Below are 19,809 nucleotides of genomic sequence, written 5' to 3'. Positions count from 1 at the left end.
GGTCGAAATGGATCTCCTCTGACGACCTCACGGATTACTCGTCAGAATGTCAATTCTCCGAAGTAATTCCAGCACGCGCTCCGCGAGTGCCTTGCCTCAGCCGCACGGGCTGCCCGCTGAGAACTCGGGCGTTCCGCCCGGGGGCTGGACACCTGAGACCCTGAACCCTGCCGGTTCGGGGAGTTCGGGAGAGTGTCCCGTTGGGGATGAAGAACTATCCACCGCAGTTCAAGAAGGACGCGGCGGCGCTGTATGAGTCCAGGTCATGAGCAACGAGCGCAGGGATCGCCACCGACTTGGGGATCAGCCCCGAGACGTTCCGGAACTGGATCCGGTCCGCGCGCGGAGCGGGTTGAGGCGGGCCGGCCGGGACGCAGGCCGAAGAGTGCCGGCACCGGCGGCGAGGCGTCCCGAGCACGAGGGCACCTACGGATCGCCGCGCATCACTGCCGAGTTGCGTGAGCGTGGCCAGATCGTCAACCGCAGGCGCGTCGAGCGCGATCCCCGCCGTCGTCGGATCTGTCGACCACCTGTACTGATGGGACTGCTCCGTGCACGATGACACACCAAGCTGCCCTCGATCGAGAACCTCGGCATCCCGCCTGTAGAGGGCCGGGAGTTGCCCATGTCGCCCCCGAAATTCCGACCTTGTGAAATATCGGGCAAAATTCCGGCTCCGTGAATTCTCGGCCATTGACCGTACCCGATGACCCTCCAACGATCGAGCTACAGCCTTTCGTTGGTCGGGGAGTGGCGATGAGAGCCGTACGGCTTCACGAGTACAACAAGCGCCCGGTGGTCGAGGACGTCCCCGAGCCCAAGATCAGCGGGCCGCTGGACGTGCTGGTCGAGATCGGCGGGACCGGGTTGTGCCGCACGGACCTGCACATCGTAGAAGGTCAGTGGGCGGAGAAGTCCGGCGTGGCCTTGCCGTACACGATCGGGCACGAGAACGCCGGCTGGGTGCGGGATGTCGGCTCGGCCGTGACGGGCGTGCAGCCCGGCGACGCGGTCATCCTGCACCCGCTCGTCACCTGCGGGCTGTGCCGCGCGTGCCGCGCCGGCGACGACGTGCACTGCGCCAACGCGAAGTTCCCCGGTATCGACACCGATGGCGGCATGGCCGAGTTCCTCCTCGCCAACGCCAGGTCCGTGGTCAAGCTGGATCCTTCGATGGAGCCCGCGGACGTCGCCGCGCTGGCCGACGCGGGACTGACCGCCTACCATGCGGTACGCAAAGCGCTGCCGCTGCTCTACCCGGGCACGCAGGTCGTGGTGATCGGCGCCGGCGGGCTGGGCCACATCGGCGTGCAGTGCCTGACCGCGATGGCGTCGGCCGAGATCATCGTCGTCGACCGGTCGCAGGCGGCACTCGAGCTCGCCAAGGGGTTGGGCGCCACGCACACCGTGCCGGCCGACGGCAGCCAGCTCAACGCGGTCACCGACCTCACCGGCGGGCGCGGCGCGCACGTCGTGCTCGACTTCGTCGGCGAGGGAGGCACCGAAGCCGAAGGCGTGGCGATGCTGCGCCGCGCGGGCTCCTACTTCGTGATCGGCTACGGGGGCCGTGTCGAGATCCCCACCATCGACATCATCTCCAACGAGATCAACGTGATCGGCAACCTCGTCGGTTCGTACAACGATCTGGACGAGCTGATGGCCCTGACCGCGCAGGGAAAAGTACATCTGCACACCAGGAAATATCCCCTCGAAGCCGTCAACGAGGCCATGGACGACCTGGACAGCGGCCGTCTGCAAGGCCGGGGAATTCTCGTACCCGCGAGGAGCTGAGATGTACGAAAAGGATGGCCGGCAGTATTTCGTCGTCGACGGGCACATCCATTTCTGGGACGCCAAGCCGTCGAATCAGGCGAACCGCTATGGCGAGGGTTTCATCAACTGCTTCTACGACTACCACCGCAATCTCTCTCCGGCGTCGGAGGTCTGGCCGCTGGAGGAATTCTGGCAGCAGAGCGAGGAACGGATCCTGCACGACGTCTTCGAGGCCGGCTACGTGGACAAGGCCATCTTCCAGCCGACCTACCTCAACGACTTCTTCGTGGACGGCTTCAACACCACCGAGCAGGACGGGGTGCTCGCGGAGAAGTACCCGGACAAGTTCATCGTGAACGGGTCGTGGGATCCGCGCGACGGTGAGGCGGGGCTCGAAAGGCTCGAGGCGCTGGCGGAGCGCTGGAACCTCAAAGGGGTCAAGCTCTACACCGCCGAATGGAAGGGCGCTTCGAAGGGCTGGAAACTGACCGACCCGTGGTCCTACCGATACCTCGAGAAGAGCCAGGAACTCGGGATCCGCAACATTCACGTCCACAAGGGGCCGACGATCTACCCGCTCAACCTGGATGCGTTCGACGTGGCCGACGTGGACGAGGTCGCGAGCATGTTCCCTGAGCTGACGTTCATCGTCGAGCATTGCGGGCTGCCCAGGCTGGAGGATTTCTGCTGGATCGCCACGCAGGAGCCGAACGTCTACGGCGGGCTCGCCGTCGTGATGCCGTTCATTCACACCAGGCCGCGCTACTTCGCCCAGGTGATCGGCGAACTGCTGTACTGGCTCGACGAGAACCGGATCACCTTCGCCAGCGACTACGCGATCTGGACGCCCAAGTGGCTCATCGAACGCTTCGTGGACTTCCAGATCCCCGAAGACATGCGCGGAGAGTACGGCGAGCTCACCCCTGAGGTGAAGAAGAAGATCCTGGGCCTCAACGCCGCCCGGCTCTACGACATCCCGGTACCGCCGGAGCTGGACATCGTGGAAGCCCACGCGGGCAGCGACGAGCCCGTCGGGTCCGGGCCGAAGGTGCCGGCATGAGCGTGCCGTCCCTCGACCGCGACGTTTGGGACGCGCTGGCGACCGTGCGGGATCCCGAGTTGGACGAGCCGATCACCGAGCTCGGGTTCGTCAGCGAGGCCGAGGTCCACGAGGGGCACGTCTCGGTACGGCTCCGCCTGCCGACGTACTTCTGCGCGCCGAACTTCGCCTACCTGATGGTGGCCGACGCCTGCGACGCGGTACGAGCGGTACCCGGCGTGGTCGCGGTGGACGTCCGGCTGGAGGACCATTTCGCGGCCCACGAGATCAACGCGGCTGTCTCGGAAGGGGCGGGGTTCACCGGGTCCTTCCCCGGCGAGGCGTGCGGAGAGCCTGACGAGCTGCGCCTGACGTTCCGGCGCAAGGCCTACCTGGCGAGCCTCGACCGGTTGGGCACCCGGTTGACCGCCGAGGGCCTGCCGCCTACGCGGTTGCGGCTGGGCGAGGTCCCGCCGTCCCCGGAGCTGGCGCGGCTGCTTCACCGCAGGGCCGAACTCGGGCTGGACTGCTCGCCGCAGTCGCCGCTGCTTCTCGACGAGCGCGGCGAGCCGATCCCCGACGAGGAGGCCGCGCTGCGGCTGCGCTTCGCCCGTGCCGTGCGGGTCAGCATCGAGGGCAACGCCGACTTCTGCCGCGGACTCCTCCACACGCGTTACCCCGATCAGTTCCTTGATCAACACGCTGCGGATGTTCGCGATCAGGCTGGGCGACCGGCCGGAACACCCGAACCGTGATCCACTCAACGGGGCCTATCACGGAAATCAGAATTCGGCCGTCGCTGACAACATGTCCGTTTCTCTTCAACGGCGCTGATCGGTGTCGTCGTGATCTGTAGCCGTTTGAGCCGCACGAACAGAGCGCCTGGAACTACTTCCCGATTCTGAGCGTCTACTGGAGCATAACGAGGAAGGCAACAGCATGGACGCGACTCCCCCGCGCAACCAGCGCAAGTCTCTCGCTTCTCTATCACTCGACCGCATCGAAGACCGCATCATCACTGTCGTCTGCGTGATCGTTGTCGGCGCAAGCGTTCTGGGCGCCGTCTTCGACTGGCCGCCTGCCGCGTTCCTGCCATTGATCTTCGTAGCGCTCTACGCGATTCTGCGGTGTCTCCTCCCTCTACGTGGCATGGACCGGACCCTGGAGAAGCTCGCCAACCACCAGTGCACAGAATTCCGCCGCTACAAGAACAACGCCGAGTTCTACAGCGCTCTCCGCACAGCGATCCTCCGGGGCGCGGAGAACCAGCTCGACGTCTGGTACGTACGGCAAGCGCCGCCAAGCACCCTGGCCCAGAAGGAGGCCAAGCAGTACTTCGACGCCGTGCTTGACTGGGCCGGAGGTAACTCCTCTCGTTCCGTCCGCCGCCTGATCTGTGTGAACTCTGACGCGATGCGGAAGTGGGCAATGACCCATTTCGACCAGACTTGCGAAGTTCAGAATTACGAGGCCCACGTGGTGGAGTGGGACATCAAGGCGGACCTGCTGAACATGGCAATCGTCGACGAGCGCGTCGTCTTCCTGGCCTTCTCCGGCGGAACGGAGCAGGTAATCAGGGGAATGAGCATGGAAGACCCCGAGGCGGCCAAGTACTTCACCGACTACTTCAATCAGCACTGGCACAAGTCGGAAACCCTTCGCACATGGGTTGCGCGAACGACGAGTCAGGCGGCCACACCCACTCCCTGAGCGGGCTCTCAGCCGGGGTCTCGGCCGTGACGGTCTTCAAGCACTTCCCGCGCAAGGAGGACCTCCGCCTGGACCGCGAGGTCGACGGCGTCGATCCTGCGCTCAGCGGTACGCGACCGCGCCCCGGACGCCGGAGTGCTCCAGTCCCTGCGCGATACGGCGTTCCGTCTCATCGAGAAGCGGCACGCCCTGTTCGGCCGCAAGGACGGGTCCGTCCCCTTCTTCCGGACCGTAGCGGCCTCACCCGCGCTGGTCGCCCGCGCCAGCGAGATTCGCCTCCGACCTCCAACGGACTCGCGCCGGCGAGCTCGAACACAACCCGGCCTTCGACGGCGACGCCCCGCTGCTCGCCGCCTTCTTCATCGCCGTGCTGGTGGAGACCGCCCGTTCATCGCCGTGCTGGTGGAGACCGCCCGGCGCCTGATCGCCGGAGAAGCGGCCGGCACCATCGCAGACGACCGCCGTGCCCGCCTGGAGCGTCTGTTCGACGCCCTCAGCAGCGGAGTCGTGCCCGGCGGGGTGGATGAAGCGGGCGGGGCGCGCGGGTGGGGGGGGGGGGGGGGCGGGCGGGGGGGGGCGCGGCGGCCCCCCCCCCCCCCCGCCACTGTCAGGAAGTCGTGTGGATGTTCGGTGAGCAGATCGCCTACGAGATCCGGCTGACCGGTACGAACCAGACACCGATCGGCAGTCCGACCTGGTGCCACTCCCTTCGGCCAGTACCGCGGACCCCGGCCGCCTGCCGTCCCCGCACTAGCGGTCCGTGCAACACGCCCGACCTGTCAGCGGTCACGTGATGCGGTTCGCCTTTTCCGCCGCCCTGCGGAACTGCGTGCCGTCCCATCTGTAGGTTTGGCTGACGATCAGGTCTGGGCAGCATCTGGGGGCCTGGTCGCTGAGCGCCTCGCCGTGCAGGTGAACACGCCCGCCCCGGATCGCGACCTTCAGGGACTTGAAGTAGCGGTTCTTGCCGAGTTTTCCGAGCAAGCGCGGAGCCGAGGGCTTGGAGGCTCCGTCGTAGACAAAGGCGATCAAGGGATTGCTCGACGTCGTGCTCGGGCACGACGACACGACGACGGTCTCACGCCTGCCGTCACGGGTAAGGTCGCCGACGGCCGCTACGCGGGCGCGCACGACGTACCAGGTGGCGTGCGGCCCCGGTCTGGGGCAGTTCAGCGCCGGCTCCACTACGGACGCCCAGTCGACCCGGTCCAGCCGGCCGGCGGCATCCGCCGCGATGGTGGCGCCGGCCTGTGCCGCCACGCTGTCCACGGTGGCTGCGTTGGCGGTACCTCCGCCGAGGACGACCGTCAGGCAGGCGGCCAGAGCGGCGGCGTTGGTCCAGACTTCGTATCGGCGGGCTCTTGGGTGGCTCGTGCGCTCGGTAAGTGAGGTCATAGTCAGTCGGACGCGGGAAACCTCGGAGATGTTGTGGGTTGTTTGTTCATGCCGTGAGACCAATGGCCGTTCCCATCGTGATGCTCGACCTCATCGCCCCTGCTTGGGGTGGGGTTCCGCGGGCCGAGCCGGGCTCGATGTCGCATCGCGGACAGGGGTGACGATCTCATCGGCGTCACGGCGATGTCGCAACATGCTGCGACAGGCGGCCGCCATGCCACACGTGAAAGAAGAGAGGCGCTGCCGGTTTCGGCGGCCAGGTGGTCGGCGGAGTCGGCACGTTCGAGCACGGGGTCGACCTCGCCGATGATCTGGGCCAGGTTGACCATCCCGACGCGCGGCAGCGCGTGGAACGGAGCTTGGTCGTCACCGCCCGATCGGCCCGCAGGACGGAGGCGGACGGCACGGGTCCGGACGGCGCGACCAGCGGATGTCACCGGCATTTCGCCACCCCTACGGCCTGCCGCCATCAAGTCCGTAACCGCAGTTAATAGTCGACCGATTTGATCCGACTCGCCCATGCCCCATCACTGGTCCGCTCCTCAGGAGAAAATGTGCGACGTCGCCCTCTCATCCTTTTGGCCACCGCGGCGCTCATGCTGGTCGGTACCCCCGCCTTCGCCGCCGGCAAGGTTGCCTCGCCTCCGGGTGACCCCGCTCGCGCGACCCTGCTCGCCCGCGCCACACTGCCCGCCTACGCCCCGGCCCCCGGCCCACCCACCGGCGCCTTCAGCGACCCCAACAACGGCATGACGCCTCCCTACCCCAGCCAGTTGGTGCTCGGCATCTCGTCCATGCTTCCCGACGGCAAGGGCTCGTTCTGGGCCATGCCCGACAACGGTTTCGGGACCAAGGGCAACTCGGTGGACTTCCTGCTGCGGCTTTACCACTTCACGCCACGGTGGGAGACGGCCGGCGGCGGAGCCGGGACCATCGACGTGGGCCGGTTCCTCTCGCTCGCCGACCCGGACCACAAGATCCCCTTCAAGATCGTCAACGAGAACACCGCGGACCGGCTGCTCACCGGCGGCGACTTCGACCCGGAGTCGGTGACCCGGACCCCCGACGGGTCAATGTGGGTCGGCGACGAGTTCGGGCCGTTCCTTCTGCACTTCGACAGCACCGGCAAGCTGCTGCAGGCCCCGATCGCCCACCCCTCACTCAAATCCCCGAACAACCCGACGCTGGCGAACGGCGAGCCCACGACGGTGCAGGGCAGCCGCGGCTTCGAAGCCCTCGCCTCCTCCCCCGACGGACGCTTCCTCTACCCCGCGGTGGAAGGCCGGCTGACCAACGACGCCGACCCGTTCCGGCGCTACATTTACGAGTTCGACACCCAGCAGAACCAATACACCGGTCGTTCCTGGCAGTACCGGACGGACGGCGAGGACTACCGCATCGCCGACATGCAAACCCTCGACGCCAACCGGGCCATCCTGATCGAGCGTGAGGACGACGAGGGGCCCAAGGCCACCTTCAAGCGCGTCTACTTGATCGACCGGCGCAAGACCGACGCAGACGGCTACCTCGTCAAAACCGAGGTAGCCGACCTGCTGAACCTGCGCAACCCTGCCCACATCGGCTCGGACGACCCCGCCGGGGGTTACGGTCTCGGCGACCCCTTCAAGTTCCCCCTGCAGTCCGTGGAGGCGCTGCTCCCTCTGCCGGGCAACAGGATCGCCGTCATGCAGGACAACAACTTCCCGGACAGCGCCGGCCGCGTCCCAGGCAAGACGGACGCCACCGAGATGATCGTGATCGGATTCCCGAAGCGGTAGTCCTGAGAGGCGCCGGAAGGGTCTGTCCCGAGCCCCGTCCGGCGCCGCCTCACGCCTTGGGCACCACGAACTCGGTGGTGACCAGGCCGCCGCCGTTGATCTGCTGGGTCAGGTTGCCGGCCGGGTCGTACTCGGCCGGCTCCACCACGTCCGCCGGCGTGGCCGGGCCCGTTCAGCTTGGCGCCGTCGGCGATCCTCTGCAGGAGCCGGTTGTCCATCCAGTAGGCGTAGGCGGTCTTGCGGCCCATCGCATCCACGGTGGACGCCTGCCGCCCGGGTCGTAGCCGCGGGATCGAGCACCACGTCGGCGGCGGGCTGGGGGGCGGCCGGACTGCCGTCCACCCCTTCAGTGTGCGGCCGATGGGTTCGCCGCGCTTGCTGTAGCCCTGCTCGATGAAGGTGCCGCGCGGATCGGTCTGCCGCGCGTTTGCCAACGGTCGGACCGTTACCTCACGAGGCCGTTCGGTTCTCCAGCTCGTCCAGGAATCGCGCCACGGTGCCGGTATGCCGCACGTCCTCCTCCAATGGCTCCCCAATGATGCGGCCCGCCAGGTCGGTCGACAGACGGCCGATCTCCGTACGGAGTTGGGCGAACGCCGCCTGCCTGTCGGCCTCGATCTGGGCGTGCGCCGTCCCGATGAGGTGGCGAGCCTCGGCCTGCGCCTGCGCGCGGAGCTCAGCCCTGATCTGCGCGCCCTGCTCGCGGGCCTCCTCCCGCAGCAGCGCCGCGTCGCGCCGGGCCTCTTCCAGCTGCTTGCGGTATTGCCGCTCCAGATTCCGGGCCTCGGCTTGGGCCTCCGCTGCGCGCATGATTCCGCCGTCGATTGCGTCAGCCCGCTCGGCCAGCGTCTTCTGTAAGCGCGGTACAAACAGTTTACCGATGACGAACAGAGTAACGAGGAACATGACGAGTCCGATAACGGGCTCGTAGTAGTTGTCCGGGGAGAGGGGGTTCACGAGAGGACCTTTCGTCAGCGTGGTTGTCAGAGGACCCATACGCAGCGAACCGCCGACGTACATCGACATCACGAACTAAACAAATATCCCGCATCCGTGCTGGAGCCGACAGGTATCCACACTGCTCGCTTCGAACAGCACACCCGGCGAAGAGACAACGAGTGAAGGGGTTGGCCCACAGCCGCTCAGTATTTGGCAGTAACGCGTCGGAGGTTGGCGGGTACCGGTTTGGTAATCCGGACCCCGGTACAGGACGGATGGAAGGGACTCGCGGCCAAGTCGAGTGTCACGGGAGTACTAGACGTCCCAGACATTCTCGACCAAGATCAAGAGGTGCGGCTGGGCCGCGAACAAGACGAGCCTACAAGCACTCATACACGTAGTAAACATGATAGATCGACCAGCGCGTACGTGGTACTGCGCCGCTGATCGTGGTACCGCCACCCGGCGTGCCATTGATGCCGAAGGTTCCGCCAACCGATTTCATCGCGGCCCGCATCACAGCGATCCCCAAGCCAGGACGAAGCTTCTCGAACCCATATCCGTCGTCGCTGATCGTCAGCCTCAAGCCGGATGGACTGACCGTGATGACGACAGAGACGGTGCGAGCTTGGCTGTGTTGTTCGATATTGGACAAGCCTCGGCGATGCAGGCGGAGATCGCCGCCATGACACGGATCGGTACGATCTCATCCGGGAGCGCCCATATCTCTACGTTGACTCCAGTATCCCTGGACCATTGCGCCAAGTACCGAGAAAGAGACTCCCGGGAGAGTATTTCATCAGCCGGCCTCACCTTGGCCCGCTCGGCCATCAACCATCTCCATACAGAACTCGACAGGCGCATCGGGTCGCACCTGCGGACCGACGCTCAACTCGCATCTTTGGCGGGCGCGATCGGGCATGGGCTCGATGAGGGTGCCGTGCTCGGGACCGGAGACCCGGACCGTGGTGTCGGCGCCCAGCTTCTCCGCGAGGTCCTGGTCTCCACGTCAGGCCCTCTCGTAGGTCAGGTGCAGCACACCGGTGGCGAATTGAGCGGACTTGAGCAGCTTGAGCGGGACCTGCGCGATCCCCTCCTCGAAGAGACGCTTGCCCGAGCGGTCATCGCATCCGGGCCGGGCCGGCGCGGTGAGCCGCCTGGCGGTCGGCGACGTGCGCACCGTGGCCGTGGCCGTGGCCGTGGCCGTGGCCGACGGCAGCCGGCACATCGTGGTGCGCTTCATCAACAAGGGCGGCAAGACGGTGGAGCTGCCGATCACCAGCGAGCTCGGCCGCACGCTGGTGCACCGGCTCGGCGCGGGCCGCCCGGCCACCGAGCTGCTGTTCACCCGCGACGACGGCACGCCCGTCGACCGCTGGTGGATCAGTGCCGCGCTCACCGCGGCCGCGATCGCCGGCGGCATGCCCGCGAGCGAAGCCCGGGCGCTGCACCCGCACATGCTGCGTGCCACCACCATCACCGAACTCCTGGACGCCGGAGCCCGGCCAGAGGAGGTCCAGGCCGCCGCGCAGCACGCCTCCATCGCGACCACCTTCCGCTACAAGGACCGCAACAAGAGCCTGATCGGGCATGTGTTCTACCGGCGCGACAAGGCCTCCGATGCGTGAGCACCCGCGCGACCTGGGGCACCGACCCCCAGCGACAAACCTTCACTTATTTACTGCGGTCGTGATGTGGGCCGTTGTGCTGAGGGAAGCCGTAGCACGAAGCAGGCACCACCGGTCGCGGACTTTCTGACGTGGAGAGTGCCCCTGTGGGCCTGGGCGATGTCGCGGGCGATCGCCAGACCGAGGCCCGTGCCTTTGTGGTCGAGGCGCTGTGCGGCGCCCAGGCGGGTGAAGCGTTGGAAGATCCGTTCCCGTTCGGCCTCGGCGATTCCGCCTCCGTCGTCGGTCACCGTCATCTCGGCGTCGTCGCCAACGCGGCTCACCCGGACCTCGACCGTCCGCTCGGCGTGCCGTTGGGCGTTGTCGAGCAGGTTGGTGAGCAGCCGGGCGATGCGGATCGGGATTGCCCGGACAATCACGCCTGGCTGGAGCCAGAGCTGGACCCTGAGGCGATCGCCCCGGCGGGAGACCTCGTCCCGGACCAGTTCCGCGAGGTCGATCTGCTGCGGCTCCACGGCCGGACCTGTCTCCATCTCGGCGAGAATGCGCAGGTCGGTGAGGATCGCATCCAACCGGTCGACGCCTTTCAGCGCCCCGGTGAGCAGCTCGGGGAGATCGGTCTGGTCGGGATGGAGACGGGCCTCCTCCAGCTCGGCCCGCAATCCCGTTAGGGCCGTGCGCATCTCGTGCGAGGCGTCGGAGGCGAAGTGCCGGCTCTTCTGAAGCTGCTGCTCCAGTTCTCCTCTCAGCATGCCGGGGGCCGTATCGCGGCTGGTGGCCGCGTTCTGGAGGACGTACGGGTCGGTGAGGTCCAGGCGCGAGTCGTGGCGTGTGGTCGTCGGATTGAGGTGGGACATGTCGCTGTCGTTTCTCTTGGGCGCTGGGCCGGTCGTCTCTCGTCTTCAGGGAACGAGGATGAGGCGGATCGGGTTGCCGATCTTGTGTTCCAGCCGGCGGATCGCCTCGGCGGCGTCGGCGAGAGGGATGTGGTCGGTGATGGAGGGAGCCAGGTCGAGCCGGCCGCCCGCGGCCAGCCGCACCAGCTCGGGGACGGACTCGGGGAAGCCGCCGTAGTGGCCGCGTACCTGCTTGCCCAGGTAGTTGAAGGTCAGGCCTTCGCTGATGGTGAGTGGCTTGGGGGTAATGCCCACAAGAATCAGGGCGCCGTGCCGGCCGAGCATTGCGGCGGCCTGCTCGCGGACCGCCGGCACGCCGGCGCAGTCGAAGGCGAAGTCCAGACCCCGCCCGGCGGTGGCGACACGTATCTGCTCGGCGAAGTCGACGGCGGCCGGGTCGAGGGCGACGTCGGCTCCGAAGGCCCGGGCGCGTTCCCGGGCATTCGGCAGCGGGTCGACGGCGATGATCGGGGCGGCCCCGACCAGGCGGGCGATGCGGAGGCTGTGCGCCCCCACTCCGCCCACGCCCCACACGCCCACGGCCTGCGCCGGGCGCACCCCGGCGGTGTCGACGACGGCGGCATAGGAGGTGGAGACCGCGTCAGGGATGATCGCGGCCTGATCGAACGGCAGCTCGTCGGGGATGGGGACGAGGGTGTCCTCGCGGGCGATGGCGTACTGGGCCCAGCCGCCGTCGTAATCGATGCCCCGGGTGCGGACCTCGGCGCAGGGGCGGCGACGCGCGCAGTCCGCGCACTGCTCGCAGCTCTGCCCGGCCTCCAGGGTGACGCGGGTGCCCACTGTCAGGCCCCGCTTGAGGCCGGTGCCCAGGGCGTGGATCACGCCGGAGACCTCGTGACCGATGGTGACGGCGTTGGAGGCGTCGGGATACAGGGGGACGAGGGTTCCATCGATCAGGTGGAGGTCCGACAGGCACACGCCTGCGGCCTTGACCTCGATGAGGACCTCGCCTGGGCCGGGCACGGGGACGGGGACCTCCTCCACGAGGAACTTCCCGCTGTCCAGGTGGAAGCGTCCGGCGAGCATGGTGTCCATGGCGGTCTCACTTTCTCGTGTGTTCGGTGGTGTGCGGCCGCATCCGGCTCGGGCCGCCGTCAACGGGATCAGGCGAAGACGTCCTGCTGGTAGCGGCCGTCCGCTTCGAGCTGGTCGAGCCACTGCTGGGCGGTTTCGGCGTCGCCGCCGGTGCGGCTGCGGTGGATTGCGGCGAGTGCTTCTCGTACGGCGGGCGCCACCTGCCGACGTAGTGACGATTTCGTCAGTTATGGACCATACCGTCACTTGTGCAATGACTCTCCCAAGTCGTAGTGAGGAATTCGTCACTGCTGACGGATCCCACTACAGTGGAGGTCGCACCACAGCCCACGGGAGACAGACAGATGGCCGACGCCGCACCGACCCGCCTGGACCGGCGCAAGGCGCGCACCCGCGCCGCGCTCATCCACGCCGCCCAGACCTTCATCGCCGACGGCAGGACCAGCGCGGCGATCCTGGACCTCACCCAGGCCGCCGACGTCGGCATGGGCTCCTTCTACAACCACTTCTCCAGCAAGGACGAACTCTTCCGGGCCGCCGTGGAAGACGCCCTCGACCGGCACGGCGCAGTCCTGGACGAACTGACCCGCGACATGACCGACCCCGCCGAGGTCTTCGCCTGCAGTTTCCGGCTCACCGGACGCCTGCACCGCCGCCGACCCCAGCTCAGCAAGGTCCTGCTCAACACCGGTCCGGCCATCGCCACCTCCGCACACGGCATCGCCCCGCGCGCCCGGCGCGACATCCACGCCGGCGTCCGGACCGGCCGCTTCACCGTCGCCGACCCCGAACTCGCCTTCGTGATCGCCGCGGGCGCCGCCCTGTGCCTCGGCCAGCTCCTGCACACCGAGCCCGACCGCGACGACACCCAGGCCGCCGACCAGATCACCGAAGACCTCCTGCGCACCTTCGGCGTCCCCGCCGACGAGGCGCATGAGATCTCGCGGCGTCCCCTGCCGGACCTCGACCGGCTTCTCCCTCACGCCGTCGCGTAGCGCAGTCAGCGCTCACCCCGGATGTGTACCGTCCCGCAACCGGACCGCCGTATGGGACTGACCCACGCCTCTCCAAATCCCTCCAAAGCGCCCTTTTCGCAGTTCAGAGCGCCACATACGGTTGGAGAGTGCAGGGGCTACCCTTCCCGGCGGCCGCCTTCCGAGCGTCACGATGGTCACCATCGGTGGTCACCTCGGCATCTTCACCGCACCGCGGAGGTGGGTGCTCAGAGCGGTCAGCGACATGATGCAGCACAGTGGAGGAGGGAACCATGGACTTCTCGCAACGACTCGAGAGCCTGCAACAGCGCCTCGCGGCGGCAAGGTCGGCCGTGGAGGCCGCCGCCGGCGAGTCCCGTGAGCAGCTCGTCGAGCGCATCGACCAGGCGCAGACCGATCTGGCCCAGGCCGGCAAAGAGGCCCGGGAAAAGGCCGACCAGGCCGCCGCCGACGCCCGGAGCAAGTGGGCGCAGCTGAAGGCCGATGCCGGCGCCAAGATGGACGACATCAAGGCCCGGATCGAGGAGCGCAACCGGCAGGTGGACGCCGAGCTCGCCGCTGGCGAGGCGGACTGGGCCGAGGCCGACGCGGCCGACGCGGTCGACTTCGCCGAGTGGGCGATCGACAATGCGGAGCTGACCATTCTGAACGCGATCGACGCCCGCGCCTACGCGGACCGGCTCGCCACGACGGCGGGATCCTAGCCGGAGCTCGACGGACTGCGGCATCCTGCACCTGGTCGACAGGCACCGCCCGGACGCCGCGCGCACCGAGAAGGGCAGCGGTCGTGGCGTCAACCGCCTCCGGTGGCTGGCCGAGGTGCAGGCGCAGGTACGCGCACTGGATCAGGCGGTGTTCGACGCCGTGGCCGACACCCGGACGCCGAGCCTCGACCGGTTCTTCGTCGGCGTGTCTCGATCGGTTGACCACTCACGGTTGTGGCTGCTGATGGCCGCCGTGGTCGCCCTGGTAGACGGCCGTCGCGGCCGGCAGGCGGCAGGTCTCGGTGTGCTGGCCGTGGGGATGGCCTCGGCGGTCACGAACGCGGGTCTCAAGCCGCTGGCCGGCAGACGGCGGCCCACCCGGTCGGGCCACCGCGCGGTCCTGGGGGCGCGCCAGGTCCGGCGGCCGGTGTCGGCGTCGTTCCCCTCGGGGCACACGGCCTCGGCGTTCGCGTTCGCGTCGGCGATGGGCGAGACAGTGCCATGGACCTGGCTCCCGCTGCATGTCGCAGCGGGAGCGGTGGACTACGCGCGGGTGCACACAGGGGTGCACTATCCGTCCGACGTCGCGGCCGGGGCCTTGACCGGCGCGCTGTGCGGCTGGACCGTGCGGCGGGTGGCCGCGCGCGTGCCGACCGGTTCCTGCCCGGGGAGGCGGGCGTCGTGACGACGGATGCCGGGGTCGTCGTGGTCATGAATCCCGGTTCGGGCGGCGGCAAGGTGGGCCGCTTCCGGCTCGTCGAGCGCGCCGGACGGTACGGTGCGACGGTCCGCACGACCGGTCCCGGACAGGGGGCGGCAGGGATCGCCCGGCAGGCCGTCGCGGACGGGGCCGCGGTGCTCGGGGTGGCCGGCGGAGACGGGACGGTGTCGGCCGTCGCGGCCGTGGCCGCGGACGCCGGCCTTCCCCTGGTGGTGATCCCCGCGGGCACCCGCAACCACTTCGCCCGCGATCTCGGCCTCGACCTCGGCGATCCGGCCCGGGCCCTGGAAGCGCTGCACGACGGTGAACCGGTCCGGGTCGACCTGGGCGTGGTCGACTCGCACGTCTTCGTCAACAACGTCTCGTTCGGCATCTACGCCGAGGCCCTGCTGGAACCCGAGTACCGGGAGGCGAAGGCACGCACCCTGGCCGAGATCGCCCCCCAATACCTCAAGGGCCAGCAGTGGGTCGAGGCGAGCGTGCAGGCTCCCGGAGAGAGGATCGAGCACCCGCAGGTGGTGCTGGTGTCGAACAACGCCTACCACCTCGGCACGCCGCGCCACCTCGGGCGCCGGTTCACGCTCGCCTCGGGGCTGCTCGGCGCGATCGTGTTCAAACGCCCGGCGGGGCCGCCACCGCCGGACCTGTTCGTACGCCTGCGCCGCGACCTGCGCCGGCACGCCATCGGGGCCTCGGCCGAGACCGGCATCGTCGCCTGGGCGGCGGCGCAGGTCCGGCTGGACGGGCCCGCGGGGCGCCTCCCGGCCGGGATCGACGGGGAAGCAGTGGAGCTCCGCCTGCCCGCGACGTGCGGCATCCGGCCGGGCGCCCTGCGGCTCCTGCTGCCGCGCCGACGACCCGGAGTACCGCAGAGCCGTTGATCTCATAGTCCCCAGCATCTTTTCCCTGGCAGTGGTTGTAGGGATGAAAATCGGGGGCGGAAAATCGGCTTTGTGGCGGGTCGGCCCGGCGCACCTCGGTGCCGATGCCATCGGGTGCGGGCTGGAGCCCCGTGACGTGGCCGGATGGCAGCTTCGATGGCCGGATGAGCGAGGACGGAGGGGGGCTGTCCATGCGTATCGTCGTGGACCTGAACCGTTGCCAGGGATACGCGCAGTGCGTGTATCTGGCCCATGAGGTCTTCAGACTGACCGGTACGGAGGCTCTCACCTACGAGCCGAACCCCGACGACGCGCGGCGCCTGCAGGTCGAGCGAGCCGCCGCGGCGTGCCCGGTGCGAGCGATCATGATCGACCGGCTGGACGGCGCGGAGCGGGGTGCGGCGTCATGACCCTGGCGGCGACGCTCGCTGAGCTGGTGAGTGACTTCAAGGCCAACGGACGGATCGTGATCGTCGGCGCCTCCCTGGCGGGGCTGCGGGGGGCCGAAGCCCTGCGTGAGGAGGGCTTCAGCGGGTCCTTGACCATCATCGGGGACGAGCTGTACGAGCCCTACGACCGTCCCCCGTTGTCCAAACAGGTGCTCAAGGGCTGGGTGCCGGCCGACCACACCCTGCTGCCCCGCTTCCGGGAAGTGGACGCGCAGTGGCGGCTCGGCGTCGCCGCCACCGGCCTGGACCGCGTCGCCAGACAGGTACGCCTGGCCGACGGCGAGCAGGTCCCGTACCACCGGCTGCTGATCGCCACCGGGACCCGCGCGCGGCAGTGGCCCAACCCGGCCGAGGCCGCCCTGGAGGGTGTCTTCGCGCTGCGCTCGCGAGACGACGCCGCGCGGCTGCAACAGGCGCTGGCCGCGCGACCGTCGCGGGTGCTGGTCATCGGCGGCGGGTTCATCGGCTCGGAGGTGGCCTCCGTCTGCCGGGAACTCGACATCCCGGTGACCCTGACCGAGCGGGGCCCGGCTCCCCTGGTCGGGGCGCTGGGCGGGGTGATCGGCGAGATCGCCGCGCAGATGCAGCGCGACCACGGCGTGGACCTGCGCTGCGGGGTGAGCGTGGCGTCGCTGGAGGGCGACGCGGCCGGACACGTCCGGCGCGCCCGGCTCTCGGACGGGACGACCGTCGAGGTCGACGTGGTGCTGGCCGCGCTGGGGTCGATCCGCAACGTGGAATGGCTGCAGGGCTCCGGGCTGGCGGCCGGTCCCTGGGGAGTAGGCTGCGACGCCGGTGGCCGAGCCTTCGACATCAACGGCGTGGTGACCGACTCCGTCTACGTCGCGGGAGACGTGGCGCGCATGCCGCACGTGCTGTACGAGTACCAGTTCCTCGCGATGGAGCACTGGGACAACGCCGTCTTCGGCGCCGAGGTGGCGGCCCACAACATGGTGAACCTCGAACCCCACTACCGGCCGCATCTGCTGCTGCCCGGCTTCTGGTCCGGCCAGTTCGGCGTCAACATCAAGTCCGTCGGCGTGCCGCCGTTCGGTGACGAGATCGTCTTCACGCAGGGATCGGTCAAGGACCGCAGTTTCGCGGCCGCCTACGGCCGTCGCGGCCGCATCGTCGCCGCCGTCACCTTCGACCACGGCAAATGGCTGGAGTACTACGCGCGGCTGATCGAGCAGTCGGCTCCGTTCCCGCCCCCGCCGCCGGGCTGGGACCGGCCGGACGTCATGAAGCCGGTGCCTGCCGAGTTCCCGGCACCGGGTGTCCCGACGGCGATCCCCGACGTCGTCCTGACCGGCCACGACCCGAACGAGCGCAGGGCCGAGTTCCGGCCCCGAGGCCAGTGACGCGCCTTTCGGTATCAGGCGGGCGGCACAGCGGGAAGGAGAGGAACAGCATGTCCGAGGAGACACCCTGGCAGCAGGCGTTGCGCTACGCCAACCGCGCCAACCCGTACCCCTTCTACGCCGAGCTGCGCAAGACCCCGGTGTCCCGGCAGCCGGACGGCACCTACGTCGTCAGCACCTACCGGGAGATCGTCACGCTGCTCCACGACCCCCGCGTCAGCTCCGATGTCCGCAGGCTCCCATCCCGTGCCCCCGCCCCGGCCGCGGCGGAGCCGGGGGCCGAGCCGATCACCGAGGCCGTCATCGAACTGGAGCCGAACATCATCACCTGCGACCCGCCCGAACACGACCACGACCGCCGCATGATGACGCGGCACTTCTTCGGCCCGACCGACGCCCCGCACCAGATCTCCGACCTCGAGCCCGACATCCACCGCATCGTCGCCGGCCTTCTGGACGGCATGCGGGGCAAGACCCGGATCGACGTCGTGGACGAGTTCGCCTACCCGCTGCCGGTGACCCTCATCTGCAAGATCCTGGGCGTGCCGCTGGAGGACGAACCCCGCTTCCACACCTGGATCGAGACCGCCCTGGACGCCCTCGACTTCGGCCCGGAGGCGGCCTCCGAGGAGATGCGCAGCCGGCTGGCGGGCGCGCGCCGGAGCGTGAAGGAGCTCGCGCAGTTCATGGCCGGGCTGCTCGGCCAGTACGCCGAGCGGCCCGGCCCCGGCATGCTCTCGGCGATGGTGCACGACGGCGGCCCGGACGGGCGCATGTCCGAGGGCGTGCTCGCCAGCAACGCCGTGCTCCTTCTCTTCGCCGGGCACGAGACCACGGTCAATCTGATCGCCCACAGCGTGCTCACCCTGCTGCGGCACCCCGAGGCGCTGGAGGAGCTGCGCCGCCGCCCCGAGCTGATCGTGCCCGCGGTGGAGGAACTGCTGCGCTTCGAGTCGTCGGTCCAGTTCTGGCACACCCGCTCCGCTGTCGAGGACATCGACATCGCGGGCACCACCATCCCCGCGGGCGCGCCGATCTTCCTGGTGTACGGGTCGGGGAACCGCGACCCGCAGCGGTTCGCCGACCCCGACCAGCTCGACCTCCAACGCCCCGACAACCAGCACCTCGGCTTCAGCCAGGGCATCCACTTCTGCTTCGGCGCCCCGCTCGCCCGGCTGGAGGTGCAGGTGGCGGTCGGCGAGTTCGTCCGTCGCGTGGAGAACCCACGGCTAGTCGCCGATCCGCCGCCCTACCGCCACAACCAGATCTTCCGCGGCCCGCGCCACGTCCTGGTCGACGTCGACGGGATCCGGGACTGACCCAGCTTGCACCAAAGGATCGCTATGCGGGCCTTTCAACTCGTCGAATGGCAAGAACCGCCCGAGCTGCGGGAGGTGCCGGTGCCCGAGCCCGGCCCGGGACAGGTCCTGGTGAAGGTCGGGGGCGCCGGGGCGTGCCACTCCGACCTGCATATCATGCAGGCACCCGCGCCACCGGTCGCCACCAGGCTGCCCTTCACGCTCGGCCATGAGAATGCGGGGTGGGTGGAGACTCCGGGGCCGGGCGTCGCCGGGTTCGCGCCCGGAGATCCTGTGATCGTCTACGGTCCCTGGGGCTGCGGCCTGTGCGCCAACTGCCGGGAGGGCAGGGAGAACTACTGCGAGAAGACCGCCGGCATGGGCGGGGGCCTGGGTGGTCACGACGGCGGGATGGCGGAGTACCTGCTGGTCCCGGCATCACGATTCCTGATCCCGCTGGAAGCCCTCGATCCCCGCGAGGCCGCGCCGCTCAGCGACGCCGGGCTGACCAGCTATCACGCCGTCAAGCGGTCGATGCACCTGCTGGGGCCGGGCTCGACCGCGGTCGTGATCGGGGCGGGCGCCCTGGGCCAGATGGCCATCCAGATTCTGCGAGCGCTCAGCGCGGCGAGCACCGTCATCGCCGTGGACACCGCCGCCGACAAGCTGGAGATCGCCAGGCGCATGGGCGCGGACGAAGGCCTGCTCTCCGGCGACGGGGCGATCGCGAGGATCAAGGACATCACGCGAGGGCAGGGCGCTCAGCTCGTGCTGGACATGGTCGGCGTGGACCCGACTCTGCAGATGGCTGCCCAGATGGCGCGGGTGCTCGGCCACCTGACCATCGTCGGCCTCGGCGGCGGAGCCCTGCCCGTCAACTTCTCCAGCCCACCGCACGAGTGCTCGGTCGCCTCGCCCTACTGGGGCTCCATCCCCGAACTGATGGAAGTGATCACTCTTGCCCGGCAGCAGAAGATCAAGATGCTGGTCGAGCATTTCCCTCTGGAACGCGCCAGCGAGGCCTACCAACTCCTGCACGACGGCAAGATCCAAGGACGCGCGGTCATCACCCCCCATGCGTGAGCACCGGCGCCTAGTACTACAGTCATGTTTTGTGATCTATAGCTGGATCTTGTTGTGCCGGAGCCAGCGTTTCCAGTAGTGGCTGCTGCGAGCGCCGGCTTGG

Annotated in this window: 22 protein-coding genes; 15 read left to right on the top strand and 7 right to left on the bottom strand. The window is 68.7% G+C overall.

All coding sequences use genetic code 11. The features are described from left to right. The first annotated feature begins 265 nt into the window (after positions 1-265). From ABZX22_RS42435 to ABZX22_RS42415, 5 genes are all read left to right on the top strand, one after another. Positions 266-562 carry an IS3 family transposase gene (locus ABZX22_RS42435; protein ID WP_354922092.1) on the top strand — a complete coding sequence of 99 codons (297 nt, stop codon included), beginning with the start codon at positions 266-268 and terminating at the stop codon, positions 560-562. A 194-nt stretch (positions 563-756) separates the two neighbouring features. After that, positions 757-1,791 carry an NAD(P)-dependent alcohol dehydrogenase gene (locus ABZX22_RS42430; RefSeq protein WP_354922089.1) on the top strand — a complete coding sequence of 345 codons (1,035 nt, stop codon included), beginning with the start codon at positions 757-759 and terminating at the stop codon, positions 1,789-1,791. A 1-nt stretch (position 1,792) separates the two neighbouring features. Continuing rightward, the gene (locus ABZX22_RS42425; protein WP_354922086.1) at positions 1,793-2,833 is read left to right on the top strand and encodes an amidohydrolase family protein; all 1,041 of its coding nucleotides are present in this window, start codon (positions 1,793-1,795) and stop codon (positions 2,831-2,833) included. Further along, the gene (locus tag ABZX22_RS42420; protein WP_354922083.1) at positions 2,830-3,567 is read left to right on the top strand and encodes an iron-sulfur cluster assembly protein; all 738 of its coding nucleotides are present in this window, start codon (positions 2,830-2,832) and stop codon (positions 3,565-3,567) included. Before ABZX22_RS42425 ends, ABZX22_RS42420 begins: the two co-directional genes overlap by 4 nt. Before the next feature lie 184 nt (positions 3,568-3,751). Then, on the top strand, positions 3,752-4,522 hold the full coding sequence (locus ABZX22_RS42415; RefSeq protein ID WP_354922080.1) for a hypothetical protein: 771 nt from the start codon (positions 3,752-3,754) through the stop codon (positions 4,520-4,522). Positions 4,523-5,308: 786 nt separating this feature from the next. Here the strand turns inward: ABZX22_RS42415 and ABZX22_RS42410 are convergent. Then, complete coding sequence (locus ABZX22_RS42410; protein ID WP_354922077.1) at positions 5,309-5,782, bottom strand: hypothetical protein; 474 nt, start codon at positions 5,780-5,782, stop codon at positions 5,309-5,311. Positions 5,783-6,471: 689 nt separating this feature from the next. On the opposite strand from ABZX22_RS42410, the gene ABZX22_RS42405 reads away from it, so the two are divergent. After that, positions 6,472-7,695, top strand: a complete 1,224-nt coding sequence (locus ABZX22_RS42405) for an esterase-like activity of phytase family protein (protein WP_354922074.1) — start codon at positions 6,472-6,474, stop codon at positions 7,693-7,695. A gap of 450 nt (positions 7,696-8,145) precedes the next feature. Here the strand turns inward: ABZX22_RS42405 and ABZX22_RS42400 are convergent, their stop codons facing one another. From ABZX22_RS42400 to ABZX22_RS42390, 3 genes are all read right to left on the bottom strand, one after another. Then, on the bottom strand, positions 8,146-8,652 hold the full coding sequence (locus ABZX22_RS42400; RefSeq protein WP_354922071.1) for a F0F1 ATP synthase subunit B: 507 nt from the start codon (positions 8,650-8,652) through the stop codon (positions 8,146-8,148). 361 nt (positions 8,653-9,013) lie between these two features. Further along, entirely contained in the window at positions 9,014-9,289 is a 276-nt protein-coding gene (locus tag ABZX22_RS42395; RefSeq protein WP_354922069.1) for an ATP-binding protein, read from the bottom strand. Between the two features lie 354 nt (positions 9,290-9,643). Beyond that, positions 9,644-9,814, bottom strand: a complete 171-nt coding sequence (locus ABZX22_RS42390; protein WP_354922066.1) for a hypothetical protein — start codon at positions 9,812-9,814, stop codon at positions 9,644-9,646. Here ABZX22_RS42390 and ABZX22_RS42385 point away from each other — a divergent pair. Next, positions 9,807-10,262 (top strand): tyrosine-type recombinase/integrase, encoded by a 456-nt coding sequence (locus ABZX22_RS42385; RefSeq protein WP_354922063.1) that lies wholly within the window; start codon positions 9,807-9,809, stop codon positions 10,260-10,262. The genes ABZX22_RS42390 and ABZX22_RS42385 overlap by 8 nt on opposite strands. A 50-nt stretch (positions 10,263-10,312) precedes the next feature. Here ABZX22_RS42385 and ABZX22_RS42380 read toward each other — a convergent pair whose 3' ends face one another. The 3 genes from ABZX22_RS42380 to ABZX22_RS42370 all read right to left on the bottom strand — a co-directional run bounded on the left by ABZX22_RS42380 (position 10,313) and on the right by ABZX22_RS42370 (position 12,414). Next, positions 10,313-11,119: a HAMP domain-containing sensor histidine kinase gene (locus ABZX22_RS42380; RefSeq protein ID WP_354922060.1), complete on the bottom strand. Its 807-nt coding sequence runs from the start codon at positions 11,117-11,119 to the stop codon at positions 10,313-10,315. A gap of 45 nt (positions 11,120-11,164) precedes the next feature. Beyond that, positions 11,165-12,214: a zinc-binding dehydrogenase gene (locus ABZX22_RS42375; protein ID WP_354922057.1), complete on the bottom strand. Its 1,050-nt coding sequence runs from the start codon at positions 12,212-12,214 to the stop codon at positions 11,165-11,167. A 68-nt stretch (positions 12,215-12,282) separates the two neighbouring features. Then, positions 12,283-12,414: a hypothetical protein gene (locus ABZX22_RS42370; RefSeq protein WP_354922054.1), complete on the bottom strand. Its 132-nt coding sequence runs from the start codon at positions 12,412-12,414 to the stop codon at positions 12,283-12,285. 144 nt (positions 12,415-12,558) lie between these two features. On the opposite strand from ABZX22_RS42370, the gene ABZX22_RS42365 reads away from it, so the two are divergent. The 8 genes from ABZX22_RS42365 (at position 12,559) to ABZX22_RS42330 (ending at position 19,706) form a co-directional block, all read left to right on the top strand. Then, positions 12,559-13,209, top strand: a complete 651-nt coding sequence (locus ABZX22_RS42365; protein WP_354922051.1) for a TetR/AcrR family transcriptional regulator — start codon at positions 12,559-12,561, stop codon at positions 13,207-13,209. Positions 13,210-13,481: 272 nt separating this feature from the next. Then, the gene (locus tag ABZX22_RS42360) at positions 13,482-13,913 is read left to right on the top strand and encodes a hypothetical protein (RefSeq protein WP_354922048.1); all 432 of its coding nucleotides are present in this window, start codon (positions 13,482-13,484) and stop codon (positions 13,911-13,913) included. A 148-nt stretch (positions 13,914-14,061) separates the two neighbouring features. Next, positions 14,062-14,598 carry a phosphatase PAP2 family protein gene (locus ABZX22_RS42355; protein WP_354922045.1) on the top strand — a complete coding sequence of 179 codons (537 nt, stop codon included), beginning with the start codon at positions 14,062-14,064 and terminating at the stop codon, positions 14,596-14,598. Further along, complete coding sequence (locus tag ABZX22_RS42350; RefSeq protein WP_354922042.1) at positions 14,595-15,515, top strand: diacylglycerol kinase family protein; 921 nt, start codon at positions 14,595-14,597, stop codon at positions 15,513-15,515. Before ABZX22_RS42355 ends, ABZX22_RS42350 begins: the two co-directional genes overlap by 4 nt. A gap of 191 nt (positions 15,516-15,706) precedes the next feature. Further along, positions 15,707-15,925: a ferredoxin gene (locus ABZX22_RS42345; RefSeq protein WP_354922039.1), complete on the top strand. Its 219-nt coding sequence runs from the start codon at positions 15,707-15,709 to the stop codon at positions 15,923-15,925. Beyond that, on the top strand, positions 15,922-17,325 hold the full coding sequence (locus tag ABZX22_RS42340) for an FAD-dependent oxidoreductase (protein ID WP_354922036.1): 1,404 nt from the start codon (positions 15,922-15,924) through the stop codon (positions 17,323-17,325). The genes ABZX22_RS42345 and ABZX22_RS42340 overlap by 4 nt, the downstream gene beginning before the upstream one ends. 50 nt (positions 17,326-17,375) lie before the next feature. Further along, the gene (locus tag ABZX22_RS42335) at positions 17,376-18,644 is read left to right on the top strand and encodes a cytochrome P450 (RefSeq protein WP_354922033.1); all 1,269 of its coding nucleotides are present in this window, start codon (positions 17,376-17,378) and stop codon (positions 18,642-18,644) included. Between the two features lie 24 nt (positions 18,645-18,668). After that, positions 18,669-19,706, top strand: coding sequence for an NAD(P)-dependent alcohol dehydrogenase (locus ABZX22_RS42330; RefSeq protein WP_354922030.1), 1,038 nt, complete (start codon positions 18,669-18,671; stop codon positions 19,704-19,706). The last annotated feature ends 103 nt before the right edge of the window (positions 19,707-19,809 follow it).

Source organism: Nonomuraea sp. NPDC003804 (assembly GCF_040610675.1).
Taxonomy (GTDB): domain Bacteria; phylum Actinomycetota; class Actinomycetes; order Streptosporangiales; family Streptosporangiaceae; genus Nonomuraea.
This window is presented reverse-complemented; position numbering and strand designations above follow the sequence as displayed.